Here is a 12,872-nt window from a genome sequence, read left to right as displayed (position 1 = left end):
CATTTTTCACACATTTCAAACTTCAGCGTGCCGGATCAATCGTGTATGGATTATGCGTAGTCGCTCAAAGGAATGCAGCTGCAAAACAGGTTGCGGTCACCGTAGACGTTGTCGACCCGGCCCACCTGTGGCCAGTACTTCACGCTGCCCGGCACGCGCTGGGCTTGCGCGGCACCGACTTCGCGGCTGTAGGGGCGGGCCCATTCGCTGCCCAGCAGGCTGTCAGCGGTGTGCGGCGCGTGTTTCAACGGGTTGTTGTCTTGTGGCCAGGTGCCGGCTTCGACTTGGCGGATTTCTTCGCGGATGGCGATCATGGCGTCGATGAAGCGGTCGATCTCTTCGAGCGTTTCGCTTTCGGTGGGCTCGACCATCAGGGTGTTGGCCACAGGGAAGCTCAGCGTGGGCGCGTGAAAGCCATAGTCCATCAAGCGTTTGGCCACGTCTTCGGCCATCACGCCGCAGGTTTCTTTGAAGTGGCGCAGGTCCAGGATGCACTCGTGGGCCACATGGCCGTTGTCACTGGCGTAGAGCGTGGGGTAGTGGGGGGCCAGGCGCTTGCTGATGTAGTTGGCCGCCAAAATGGCCGACTCGGTCGCGTGCTTCAGGCCCTCGGCACCCATCATGCGGCAGTACATCCAGCTGATGGGCAGCACCGCGGCATTGCCCAGCGGCGCAGCGCTGACAGCGCCCACACCGTTGACCGGCACACCGCTAGTGGCGTGACCCGGCAGGTAAGGCACCAGGTCTTCCACCACGCAAACGGGGCCGACGCCGGGGCCGCCACCGCCGTGCGGAATGCAGAAAGTCTTGTGCAGGTTCAGGTGGCTCACGTCACCGCCAAACTCGCCCGGTGCGGCCACGCCCACCAGGGCGTTCATGTTGGCACCGTCCACGTACACACGACCGCCGTGTTGGTGCACCAGTTCGCAGAGCTGCTTGACTTGCGTCTCGAACACGCCGTGTGTGCTGGGGTAGGTGATCATCACGGCGGCCAGATTCGCGCTGTGTTGCTCGCACTTGGCCTGCAGGTCGACCATGTCCACGTTGCCGTTCTCGTCACACTTGGTGACGACGACTTGCATGCCGACCATCTGAGCGCTGGCGGGGTTGGTGCCGTGGGCGCTGGACGGGATCAGGCAAATGTTGCGGTGGCTCTGGCCTTGGGCGCGGTGGTAGGCCTGAATGACCAAAAGACCGGCGTATTCGCCTTGCGATCCGGCATTGGGCTGCAGGCTGATGCCTTTGTAACCCGTGGCTTGGCACAGCCAGTCGCGCAGCTGCTGGTCCAGCAGTTGGTAGCCTGCCAGTTGGTCGGCCGGGGCAAAGGGGTGGACGTTAGCAAACTCGGGCCAGGTGATGGGGATCATCTCGCTGGTGGCGTTGAGCTTCATGGTGCAGCTGCCCAGTGGGATCATGCTGCGGTCCAGTGCTAGGTCCTTGTCGGACAGCTGGCGGATGTAGCGAAGCATGCCGGTCTCGGAGTGGTAACGGTTGAAGACGGGGTGCGTGAGGAAATCGCTGGTGCGGCGCAGCTCGGTCGGGATCAGCGGCTCGATGCCTTTTTCAAACGCATCGAAGCTGGGCAGTGCCTGGCCCGGGTTGGTTGATTCGGCTGCGAACACTTGCCACAGGGCGTGGATGTCATCGCGCGTGGTGGTTTCGTCCAGCGAGATCGATACGCTCTTGTCGCAAGCTTTGCGCAGGTTCATGCCGTCGTGCCGAGCCCGTTCGATGAGTGAGGCCGAGGACTCGCCGATGGCGATCCACACGGTGTCAAAGGCGGTTTCTTTGCGCAGCTTGAAGCCCAGGCTCTGCAGACCTTGCGCGAAGATCGCGGTGTAAGTCGCCACGCGGCGGGCAATGCGCTTCAAGCCCTCGGGGCCGTGGTACACGGCGTACATGCTGGCGACCACGGCGGGCAAGACCTGCGCAGTGCAGATGTTACTCGTGGCTTTTTCGCGGCGGATGTGTTGCTCGCGGGTTTGCAGCGCCAGGCGGTAAGCGGGTTTGCCGTGCACGTCCACACTCACGCCCACCAAGCGGCCGGGCAGCGAGCGTTTGTAGGCGTCTCGGCAGGCCATGAAGGCTGCGTGCGGGCCGCCTGCGCCCATGGGCATGCCCAAGCGTTGTGTGGTGCCGACCACGATGTCGGCACCCATCTCGCCTGGGGCCTTGAGCAGCGTGAGCGCCAGCAGGTCGGCGGCCACGATGAGGGCGGCGGATTGCGCATGGCTTTGGGCGGCGTAGCCGCTGAGGTCTTCCACCAGCCCGGTGCTGCAGGGGTACTGCACCAGGGATGCGAAGTGCTCGGCGTTCAGCGCAGCGGTGAAGGCGTCGGCACTTTGCGGCACCAGCACCTCAATGCCCAGCGGTTGGGCACGCGTCTGGATCACTTCGATGGTCTGCGGGTGGCAGGCGCGCGAGACTACGAAAACTTTGCTTTTGCTTTTGACCGTGCGCATCGCCAAGGTCATGGCCTCGGCGGCTGCGGTGGCTTCGTCCAGCATGGAGGCGTTGGCGATGTCCATCGCCGTCAGGTCGGTCACCATGGTCTGGAAGTTCACCAGCGCTTCCATGCGGCCTTGTGAAATCTCGGCCTGGTAGGGCGTGTAGGCGGTGTACCAAGCGGGGTTTTCCAGGATGTTGCGCAGGATCACACCCGGCGTGTGTGTGCCGTAATAGCCTTGGCCGATGAAACTCTTGAGCAGCTGGTTTTGCTGCGCCATGCTTTTGAGCTCGGCCAGCGCGGCGGCCTCGGTCACCGGGGCGGGCAAGTCCATGGCCTGGGCGCGGGCGATGCTGCGCGGCACGATGGACTCGATCAGGGCGCGGCGAGAGGCCTCGCCGATCACGCCCAGCATGTGCTGCTCGTCTGCAGCGCTGATGCCAATGTGGCGGGCGATGAATTCGGACGGGTTTTCGAGTTCAGCCAAGGGTTTAAGGGTGGACATCAGCATGCGTTTACCTGATCGTGGTGGAGTTCGTTTTATGTAGGAGCCAGCCTGCTGGCGATCAACGGTCGGTCAACCGGGCAATCGACAGCATGGCTGGCATCTGCTTGAAAAAATTCAGCCCGCAGAAAACTGCTTGTAAGCCGTCTCGTCCAACAAGGCCTCAGCCTGCGCCGGGTTCGACAGTTTGACCTTGAAGAACCAGCCTTTGCCCAGCGGGTCGGTGTTGGCCAGCGACGGGTCGCCGCGCAGTTCTTCGTTGACTTCGGTGATTTCGCCGTCCACGGGCATGTAGACGTCGGCGGCGGCCTTGACCGACTCGACCACGCCAGCCACTTCTTTGGCTGCAAAAGACTTGCCGACTTCGGGCAGGTCCACAAACACCACATCGCCCAGCGCATCCTGCGCGTGGTGCGTGATGCCGACGACGGCGGTGTCTCCGTCTATTTGCAACCATTCGTGGTCTTCGGTGTACTTGATCATGAGGGGGCTCCTTGTGTGTGTTTGGAAATTAAATCGGGGTCAGATCCCAATTGTTTGGCTTGAATCGGTGTGTGGATTTAATTGGGATCTGACCCCGATTAATTTCAACCACGGAAATAGCGGTTGGGCACGAAGGGCAGGGCGCTGACTTCCATGGGGACGGCTTTGCCGCGCACCATGGCGTTCAGGCGTGTGCCTGCTGGCGCATATTCTGCCTGCACATAGGCCAGCGCCACGGGCTGATCGGCGGTGGGGGCGAGCAGGCCGCTGGTGACTTCGCCCACTTTTTGACCGGCGTCGTTGTGCAGTTCAACATGCTCGCGCACCGGCACGCGCTCCAGGCCCACCAGACCCACACGCAGGCGCTGCGCCGGGGTTGTGCCGCCCAACTGCGCCAGGATTTTTTCGGCACCGGGGAAGCCGCCTGCCCGCGCGCCACCTGTGCGGCGCACCTTTTGCATGGCCCAGTTCAGGCCCGCCTCGACCGGGGTGGTGGTGGTGTCGATGTCGTTGCCATACAGGCACAGCCCGGCTTCCAGGCGCAGCGAGTTGCGGGCACCCAGGCCAATCGGCTTGACTTCGGGCTGGGCCAGCAGGCGGCGGGCAAAGGCCTCGGCGGCGTGGGCGGGCAGGGAGATTTCAAAACCGTCTTCGCCGGTGTAGCCGCTGCGCGTCACGAACAGGTCTGCGCCGTCCACTTCAAAGGCTGCGCCGGTCATGAACACCAGCTTTTCCACACCGGGCAACAGACGTTGCAAGGCGGTCACCGCTTGTGGGCCTTGCAGGGCCAACAAGGCGCGGTCAAATTGTGGCGTGATGGTGCAGCGGCTGCCCATGCGCTCTTGGATGTGGGCCAAATCGCCGTGTTTGCAGGCACCGTTGACGATCACAAAAATATCGCCACCTTTGGCCACATCGCGGTTCACAAACATCAGGTCGTCGATGATGCCGCCCTCGTCATTGAGCAGCAGGCCGTAGCGCTGTTTGTTCACGCCCAGGCCCATCACGTCCACGGGCATCAGGCTTTCGAAGGCGGCTGCGGCATCCGGTCCGCTCAGGCACAACTGGCCCATGTGTGAGACATCAAACAGGCCTGCGGCAGTGCGGGTGTGGTGGTGCTCGGCGACCAGGCCAGCGGGGTATTGCACCGGCATGCTGTAACCGGCAAAAGGCACCATGCGGGCGCCCAACTCAATGTGCAGTGCGTTCAAAGGGGTGGTGAGCAGGTCGGCAGCAGCGGTCACAAAAAACTCCAAGGGCAATGAAAAACCACAGCACATGCTGTGGCGCTTGCCCTCGCTGTCCGCTTTACCTGAGAGATTCGCCGGTAACCTTCAGCCCAAAAGCCGAACGTTCTGCGGGTTGCTCCTTCGGTGGATGCCGTGACACGATGGCCCGGCACCTCTCTCCAGTGAGGTAACGCCTTGATGAAAAGCGTTTTGTCAGTCCTTTTGCCTGAGCGTTCAGCAGTTTTTCAAACCGCCTGCGCCTTCGGCGGCCTGACTTGTTTCATATTGGAAGCAAGTCAGGCGCTCTCCTGACAGGGGTGGATTCTAGCTTTATTTGGCGTACACCAAATCCCGCAATGTCAAAGACAGGGCAGGCACATAGCTCACCACCATCAGGCAGACCAGAATCACCAGCACGAAGGGGATCAGGTCCTTGATCATCCGGTCCAGCGAGATTCGCGCTACCGTGCACGCTGCAAACAAGTTCACCCCAAAAGGCGGTGTGATCATGCCCAGAGCGAGGTTGACAACCATGATCAAACCAAAATGCACTGGATCGATGCCGAAGTGAACTGCCACGGGGGCGAGGATGGGGGCCAGAACAATGATGGCGGCGCTGGTCTCGATGAACATGCCGATCAAGAACAAAGCTGCATTCACGCCCAAAAGAAAATAGAACGGTGACTGGAGAATGTCCTGCAACCAATGGCCAATCGCTTCCGGCACGCCCGCGCGGGTGATCAAGAAGGCGAACAAACCCGCGTTGGCAATGATGAACATGATCACCGCGCTGGACAGCACGGACTTGCGCATGATCACAGCCAGGTCTTTCAGCTTGATTTCGCGGTAAATGAAGATGCCGACGATCAAGGCGTAAAAGACCGCCACTGCAGAAGCTTCGGTAGGCGTGAACACCCCGCCATAAATACCACCCAGAATGATGACAGGCATCAGCAGCGCCCATCCCGCTTGCCAAGATGCCTTGCCAAAGCTCAAACGGCCGTCGCCATCGTTTTTGCCCCAGCCTTTGTATTTGCAATACACCCAAACCCAGAACATCAAGGCCACGCCAATGAACAGGCCTGGCCCAAAACCGGCGATAAACAATTCACCAATCGACACTTCGGCACTGACGCCGTACAGGATCATGGGAATCGAGGGCGGGATGATCACGCCCAACTCGGCCGATGTGGCTTGCAAAGAAGCTGCATAGGTGGTGGGGTAACCGTGTTTGATGAGTGCTGGAATCAGGATAGCACCGATGGCAAACGTGGTGGCCACCGACGAGCCCGAGACGGCCGCAAAAATCATGCAGGTCAGAACGCAGGTCATTGGCAAGCCGCCTTGCACACCGCCGACGATGCTCTTGGCAAACTCCACCAAGCGGCGCGAGATGCCGCCAGTTTCCATGATGTTGCCCGCCAGGATGAAGAAGGGGATGGCGGCCAACGGAAATTTGTTGATCGAGTTGAACATCTCCTTGACGGAGATAAGCATGTTGGCATTGCCAATCTGGATGCCGACAATCGCCGACAAACCAATGGACACGGCCACCGAGATGGTGAGTGCAAAGCACAGCACCATGGTGCAAAGCATGACGACGCTCATTGTGCGGTCTCCAATTCAAGGCGCTGGGGATCGAGCCAATTGCCGATGATGCTGATCACGCTGAAACATGCGCCCACGGGTAAAGCCATGTAAGCCCAAAACATGGACACGTCTTCCAAGCCGATCATGGACTGAACCTTGCCTCTGTTGGCATAGTCCCAACCCCACCAAATGATGATGCAGACCAAGGTCAGCGCGGCCAAGGCCACAGCGGTGTCCAGGACTTTTTTCATACGGGGGCCGCTCCAGCGGTAAAGCACATCCACGCTGACCATCGCGCCCTGACGAAAGGCCATGGGGATGCCCATGAAGACCATCCAGATCAGGCTGAAGCGGATGATGACTTCGGTCCATTCAATGGGCGTCTCCAGCACAAAGCGGGTAAAAATTTGCAGCATGCCCAAACAGGCTGCCAAGGCGAGCATCAAACAGGCCACGAGCATCGAAAAAGCGGTGGTCCACTTCTCTATGCTCAGATAGAGCGAACGCATAAAAATTCCTTCACGACAAAATCAAAAACGCCCGCCCATGCAAGACAGGCGGGCGTTTTGACGAGATTCAAATCACTTGAAGTTGCGGATACGGTCCAAATTGGCTTTGCCGAACTGTTTTTCAAACTCGGCCATGGCCGGGCCCATGGTGGCCACGAACTTGGCCTTGTCCACGTTCTCGATGATGGTCATGCCTTTTTTGCGCAGCTCGGCCACACCGTTGGCATCGTCCTTGTCTACGCGGGCACGGTTGACCTTGACGGCTTCTTTGGCCGAGTCAAGGAAGATTTGCTTGTCAGCTGCGCTGAGTTTGTCGAAAGAACCCTTGTTCATCAGGATCACCACGGGCGAATAAACGTGGCCTGTGAGTGTCAGGTGCTTTTGCACTTGGTCAAAGTTGGCGGCCATGATCACCGACAGCGGGTTTTCTTGACCATCCACAGTGCCTTGTTGCAAAGCGGTGAACACTTCAGGGAAAGCCATGGGGGTGGTCACAATGCCCAAGCTCTTGTAGGCCGCGACGTGCACGGGGTTTTCCATGGTGCGCATTTTCAGACCCTTGAGGTCACCAGGCTCGTTGACCGCACGCTTGCTGTTGGTCATGTGGCGCACGCCGTTTTCACCCCAAGCAAGGGCCTTGAAGCCCTTGGCGTCAAATTTGGTCAGGAGTTCCTGGCCAATGGGGCCATCCAGCACGGCGCGTGCGTGTGCTTTGTCGCGGAAAAGGAAGGGCACGTCCAGAATTCGGGCTTCAGGCACAAAGTTGGGAACGGGCCCGGTCGATGTGGTGGCGAGTTCTTGTGTGCCCAGTTGCACGGATTCGATGGATTCGCGCTCGCCACCCAAAGAGCCCGAGTAGAAGTTCTGGATCTTGATGCGCCCATTGGTGCGCTTTTCAACCTCTTTGGACAGGGTGTCGATGGCTTCACCCTGGTGGGAGTTCTGGCCGACAGAGATGCTGTTGCGCATGGTGACTTGCGCAGAGGCCGTGGCCATGACACCTACGGCCAAACTCAGGCCCAACATCAGTTTGCTCAATTTCATTCGAAAGCTCCTCGTGGATCGGTGGACGACGACAAGTTGCGGATCAATTTGTCATACAAGTTAATTATGGTGTGATCATTGGCCATTTGGACTAGGGTTTTCGCGGGGGTGGTGATGCCTTGGTGACGGACCTGTCCCAGTGAGTCGCCCCAAAAAAAGAGGCCCTGACGGGCCTCTTGAAAGGGGTGTCGGCTTCACATGCCGGTGTAGTTGGGCCCGCCGCCACCTTCGGGTGTGACCCAGACGATGTTTTGTGTCGGGTCCTTGATGTCGCAGGTTTTGCAGTGCACGCAGTTTTGCGCATTGATCTGCAGGCGGTCGGAGTTGTCTTCGTTTTTCACGAACTCATAAACGCCAGCAGGGCAGTAGCGACTCTCAGGGCCGGCGTATTTGGCCAAGTTGATGCTGACAGGCACCGAAGCGTCTTTGAGCGTCAGGTGGGCTGGCTGGTTTTCTTCGTGGTTGGTGTTGCTGATGAACACGCTGCTCAAGCGGTCAAAGGTCAGCTTGCCGTCCGGTTTCGGGTACTCGATCTTCTCGCACTCGGCCGCGGGCTTAAGGTAGGTGTGGTCGGCCTTGTCGCGGCGCAGCGTCCAGGGAATGTGGCCGCGCAGCACGAACTGCTCGAAGCCGTTCATGAGCGTCGCCACGGTCAGGCCCTTTTTGAACCAGGTCTTGAAGTTGCGCGACTTGTTTAGCTCGGTGTAGAGCCAGCTGGCTTCAAACGCTTCGGGGTAGGCACTCAGCTCGTCGTGCTGGCGGCCCGCCACGATGGCGTCGTAAGCGGCTTCTGCGGCCAACATGCCGGTCTTGATGGCGGCGTGGCTGCCCTTGATGCGGCTCACGTTCAGGTAACCGGCGTCACAACCGACCAGGGCACCGCCCGGGAACACGGTCTTGGGCAGGCTCATCAGCCCGCCAGCGGTGATGGCTCGGGCGCCATAGCCGATGCGTTTGGCGTTGACTTCGCCTTGGTCGTTGGTGAAGTACCACTTGATGTTGTTGTGGGTTTTCCAGCGCTGGAATTCCTCGAAGGGGCTGAGCCACGGGTTGGCGTAGTCCAAGCCCACCACATAACCAATGGCGATCTTGTTGTCTTCCATGTGGTACATAAAAGCGCCGCCGTAGGTGTCGTTGTTCATGGGCCAGCCGGCGGTGTGCATCACAAAACCGGGGGTGTGGCGTGAGGGATCGATCTCCCAAACTTCCTTGATGCCGATGCCGTAGGTCTGCGGATCGCGCCCTTCGTCGAGCTTGTATTTGGCGATCAGTTGCTTGCCCAAATGGCCGCGTGAGCCTTCTGCAAACACGGTGTACTTGGCGTGCAGCTCCATGCCGAGCTGGAAGTTCTCGGTCGGCTCACCATCTTTACCCACACCCATGTTGCCGGTGGCCACACCTTTGACCGAGCCGTCGTCGTTGTAGAGCACTTCGGCAGCGGTGAAGCCGGGGAAGATTTCAACGCCCAGGTTTTCGGCCTGCTGGCCCAGCCAGCGGGTGAAGTTGGAGAGGCTGATGATGTAGTTGCCGTGGTTTTGCGCGCACTCGGGCAAGAAAATGCCGGGGGTGCGGGTGGCACCGGTCTCGCTCAAAAAGCTCCAGGCGTCGTCGGTCACGGGCTGGTTGAGCGGGGCACCCAGCTCTTTCCAGTTGGGCAAGAGTTCGCTCAGGGCCTTGGGGTCCATGATGGCGCCAGACAAGATGTGCGCACCGGGCTCGCCGCCTTTTTCCAGGACCACGACCGACACGTCAGTGCCTTTTTCAGCGGCCAATTGTTTGAGGCGAATGGCTGTGGACAGGCCACCGGGGCCGCCACCGACCACGACCACGTCGTATTCCATGGATTCGCGGGGACCGTAGGTGCTCAGGATTTCTTCGGGGCTCATGAACGTCTCTTCTTGAGAAAGGTGTCAAAACAAATGTCCAGACACAGGGGTGTCGGGCGTGTGACTCATTTTATGCGGCTCTGCCCGGCTTGCCCCGCACAATGGCGTCAACCGTTTTTGCCCGTAGGGGTTCATTATTGAAGGAGTTGTCATGGCTTATGAAATCGATTTGTCCGGCCGGGTGGCCTTGGTCACGGGGGCTTCGGGTGGTTTGGGGGCTCAATTTGCCAAAACCCTGGCCGCAGCAGGCGCGGGCGTGGTGTTGGCCAGCCGTCGCATGGAAAAACTCAAAGACCTGCGGGCCGAGATTGAGGCCGCTGGCGGCGACGCGCATGTGGTCGAGATGGACGTGACCGACCGCCACAGCATTGCAGCGGCCGTGGCGCACGCCGAGACCGAGATGGGCAGCATCGACATTTTGGTGAACAACTCGGGCGTGAGCACCACCCAGCGCATCCAGGATGTGACGGAAGAAGACTACGACTTCATCATGAACACCAATGTGCGCGGCGCGTTTTTTGTGGCGCAAGAGGTGGGCAAACGCATGCTGGCCCGGGCCAAGGGCGCGGCACCGGGCAGCTTCACAGGCGGGCGCATCATCAACATCGCCTCGATGGCCGGCCTGAAAGTCTTGCCGCAAATTGGCGTGTACTGTATGAGCAAGTCTGCCGTGATTCAGATGACCAAGGCTTTTGCGGTCGAGTGGGGTCGTTTTGGCATCAATGTGAACGTGATTTGCCCGGGCTACATCGACACCGAAATCAACCACCACCACTGGCAGACCGAGCAGGGCCAAAAACTCATCAGCATGCTGCCGCGCAAGCGCGTAGGCCAGCCGCAAGACCTGGACGCTTTGTTGATGCTGCTGGCCAGTGACCAGAGTCACTTCATCAACGGCGCAGTCGTTTCGGCCGACGACGGTTTTACCTTGTGAGGGCCTGGCCATGAAGCTGGAGCTGCCTGAGCACAAGAAACAGGTGAATGAGCTGGTCATCCCCATCCGCTGGGGCGACATGGATGCCATGGGCCACGTCAACAACACGCTGTACTTTCGCTACATGGAGACGCTGCGCATCGACTGGTTTGAGGCGATCGGTTGCCGGGTCAACCCGCAAGGGCAGGGCCCGGTGATCGTGAACGCGTTTTGCAACTTCTACAAACAGTTTGAATATCCGGGTGACATTCTGGCCAAGATGTTTGTGAGTGATCCGGGGCGCACCACGTTTGAGACTTGGTGCACGCTGGAGCGCACCGACCAGCCTGGCGTCGTGTTTGCCGCCGGGGGCGCGACCACCATTTGGGTGGATTTTCCCAATCAAAAAGCGGTGACCCTGCCCGACTGGGTACGGGCCTTGATCAGCGACTGAGCGCTGTTGCTGTTTTTTTGGGGCGCACCCCCTTGCGCGAGGGCTTTACGCCGCTTTAGAAGCTGTTGCGCCCACCGCACGCCATTGGTCGGCATGGTTTTGCAACCAGTCTTGCGACAAGGTTGCGCAGCCCACTTGCATGGGGTGAAAGTCTTTGCGGGTGTAGGCCCACAAGGGTTTGGCCACGCGCCAGACCAAGCCGTGGCGGCCCAGGAAAAATTTGCCAGCCGACCACCAGGTCGAAGGTTTGAACAAGGTCTTGTCATGCCAGAGGTTGTTCACCGTTTGGCGCAGCACGTCGGTGGTGAATTGCACCGTGACATACCAGAACCAGCGCATGCGCCAAGTGTGGTTGCCGCCCAAGCGTTGGTAAATGTCAAAGGCCACGCATTTGTGCTCGGACTCTTCGGCCGAGTGCCAACGCCACAGGGTTTTGAGGGGCTCTTCAGCTCCGGCGAACCAGTCGCCTGGTTGGTCGATGCGCTCGAGCGTCAGGTCGCCAAAAATCGAGGTGTAGTGCTCGAATGCGGCGGTGATGGCCAATTCGTGCAGATAGCCCTTGTCGCTGTTGTTGAAAAATTCTTCTCGGCCTTTTTTCAAGCGCCGCTCGGCGCGAGGGCCCCAGTGGTTGACCAGGCCTTGCTTTTTAAGGTGGGCGTTGTAGAGGCCGTGCAGGTGGCGGTGCGTGGCCTCTTGTCCGATAAAGCCTTTGGCGACGCTTTTGAGGTCGGCATTTTCGGGGGTGTCGGGCAAGGCTTTGACGCCGTTTTTGACCGCATCGATGAAGGACTGCTCCCCCACCGGAAAGCTCATCGACAGGGCATTGGCATACGCCGTCAAAAACGCATCCCCGGCATTCCAATGGCGGGAAAAGCCTCTGGACAGGTCTACAGACAGATGGCGGATGGTCAAATCGGTCGGGACTTGGGTGTCGTTGTGGGTGGCTTGCATAGAGCAGAGTCCTTGATGCGGCAGAATATGAGAATTATTCAGGTTAATTGGCCTGCTCTCAACTCGCTATCTGCTCATGTTTTCAGGAGTCACATTCATGTTGTCCAAAAATGTTCCGCCTCACTCTGAAAGCCCGAAGAAACAACGCCGCGCACCGACACAAGCACGTTCACAACAAACCATAGAGACCTTATTTCAGGCAGCTGCTCAGATTTTGGACAGAGAAGGGGAGGTCGGTTTGACCACCAACAAGGTGGCGGCGGCTGCCGGTTTTTCTATTGGCACTTTGTACCAGTACTTTCCCAGCAAAGAGGTGCTGGTTCAAGCCATGTCCCACAGGGGGACGGAGCTGGTCTTGCATTCGCTGGACTTGCATTTGTCCGAATTGGAGCTCAGAGCAGACGTCCAGTCATTGGATGCGCGTGTTTTGTTGGGCAAGGCCATGCGCATCGTCTTGCGGGGATTCACGCCAGGCAAGGGGCTGAGCCAGAGCATGATCCGCTTGTGCTGGAAACTTGAGCAACCTGATGAAACTGCCAGTGCGGTTCGGCAAGTGTCAGATCGCCTGGCGATTCACTTTGATCGAATCAATCACCCTTGCCTGAAGGTCCCCAACGCGGCCCAGATGTTCGTTCTGACCCGGTCCATCATTGGCACTTTGCGCAGTGCCAGTCTTGAAAAGTCACCTTTATTGAGCAGTCCGGCCCTGGAAGAAGTGCTCATTGATTTGGCCTGGGCCATGTTGGCACCGAAAACTTGACAGTGCCTGAATGAGTCACTGATTCATGCGTTTTTGACCCATCATGGACAAGGATTGATTAAATTTATAGATATGCGCAATAATTTCATTTACAATTGCTAA

11 protein-coding genes and 2 riboswitches are annotated in these 12,872 nt (G+C 59.0%); of the genes, 3 read left to right on the top strand and 8 right to left on the bottom strand.

All coding sequences use genetic code 11. The features are described from left to right. Positions 1 to 50 precede the first annotated feature (50 nt). The 7 genes from gcvP to H663_RS22580 all read right to left on the bottom strand — a co-directional run bounded on the left by gcvP (position 51) and on the right by H663_RS22580 (position 9,692). A complete protein-coding gene (gene gcvP, locus H663_RS22610; protein ID WP_053176000.1) occupies positions 51 to 2,957 on the bottom strand; it encodes an aminomethyl-transferring glycine dehydrogenase in 2,907 nt (968 codons plus the stop codon). A gap of 111 nt (positions 2,958 to 3,068) precedes the next feature. Continuing rightward, positions 3,069 to 3,434 (bottom strand): glycine cleavage system protein GcvH, encoded by a 366-nt coding sequence (gcvH, locus tag H663_RS22605; RefSeq protein ID WP_053176002.1) that lies wholly within the window; start codon positions 3,432 to 3,434, stop codon positions 3,069 to 3,071. A gap of 104 nt (positions 3,435 to 3,538) precedes the next feature. Then, complete coding sequence (gcvT, locus tag H663_RS22600) at positions 3,539 to 4,714, bottom strand: glycine cleavage system aminomethyltransferase GcvT (protein WP_420844029.1); 1,176 nt, start codon at positions 4,712 to 4,714, stop codon at positions 3,539 to 3,541. A gap of 9 nt (positions 4,715 to 4,723) precedes the next feature. After that, positions 4,724 to 4,856, bottom strand: a riboswitch (glycine riboswitch). A gap of 11 nt (positions 4,857 to 4,867) precedes the next feature. Then, positions 4,868 to 4,984, bottom strand: a riboswitch (glycine riboswitch). A gap of 9 nt (positions 4,985 to 4,993) precedes the next feature. After that, on the bottom strand, positions 4,994 to 6,271 hold the full coding sequence (locus H663_RS22595; RefSeq protein WP_053176004.1) for a TRAP transporter large permease: 1,278 nt from the start codon (positions 6,269 to 6,271) through the stop codon (positions 4,994 to 4,996). Beyond that, positions 6,268 to 6,762: a TRAP transporter small permease gene (locus H663_RS22590; RefSeq protein ID WP_053176006.1), complete on the bottom strand. Its 495-nt coding sequence runs from the start codon at positions 6,760 to 6,762 to the stop codon at positions 6,268 to 6,270. The genes H663_RS22595 and H663_RS22590 overlap by 4 nt, the downstream gene beginning before the upstream one ends. A 72-nt stretch (positions 6,763 to 6,834) precedes the next feature. Next, positions 6,835 to 7,806: a TRAP transporter substrate-binding protein gene (locus H663_RS22585; RefSeq protein WP_053176009.1), complete on the bottom strand. Its 972-nt coding sequence runs from the start codon at positions 7,804 to 7,806 to the stop codon at positions 6,835 to 6,837. Between the two features lie 194 nt (positions 7,807 to 8,000). Continuing rightward, complete coding sequence (locus H663_RS22580; RefSeq protein ID WP_053176013.1) at positions 8,001 to 9,692, bottom strand: electron transfer flavoprotein-ubiquinone oxidoreductase; 1,692 nt, start codon at positions 9,690 to 9,692, stop codon at positions 8,001 to 8,003. Positions 9,693 to 9,843: 151 nt separating this feature from the next. On the opposite strand from H663_RS22580, the gene H663_RS22575 reads away from it, so the two are divergent. Both H663_RS22575 and H663_RS22570 read left to right on the top strand, forming a co-directional pair. Beyond that, complete coding sequence (locus H663_RS22575) at positions 9,844 to 10,626, top strand: SDR family oxidoreductase (protein ID WP_053176015.1); 783 nt, start codon at positions 9,844 to 9,846, stop codon at positions 10,624 to 10,626. Between the two features lie 10 nt (positions 10,627 to 10,636). Further along, positions 10,637 to 11,059: an acyl-CoA thioesterase gene (locus tag H663_RS22570; protein WP_053176017.1), complete on the top strand. Its 423-nt coding sequence runs from the start codon at positions 10,637 to 10,639 to the stop codon at positions 11,057 to 11,059. Positions 11,060 to 11,104: 45 nt separating this feature from the next. Here the strand turns inward: H663_RS22570 and H663_RS22565 are convergent, their stop codons facing one another. Beyond that, on the bottom strand, positions 11,105 to 12,010 hold the full coding sequence (locus H663_RS22565) for a metal-dependent hydrolase (protein WP_053176019.1): 906 nt from the start codon (positions 12,008 to 12,010) through the stop codon (positions 11,105 to 11,107). Between the two features lie 238 nt (positions 12,011 to 12,248). On the opposite strand from H663_RS22565, the gene H663_RS22560 reads away from it, so the two are divergent. Further along, positions 12,249 to 12,770 (top strand): TetR/AcrR family transcriptional regulator, encoded by a 522-nt coding sequence (locus tag H663_RS22560; RefSeq protein ID WP_240620312.1) that lies wholly within the window; start codon positions 12,249 to 12,251, stop codon positions 12,768 to 12,770. Positions 12,771 to 12,872 lie beyond the last annotated feature (102 nt).

It is taken from the genome of Limnohabitans planktonicus II-D5, assembly GCF_001270065.2.
GTDB lineage: Bacteria > Pseudomonadota > Gammaproteobacteria > Burkholderiales > Burkholderiaceae_C > Limnohabitans_A > Limnohabitans_A planktonicus.
This window is presented reverse-complemented; position numbering and strand designations above follow the sequence as displayed.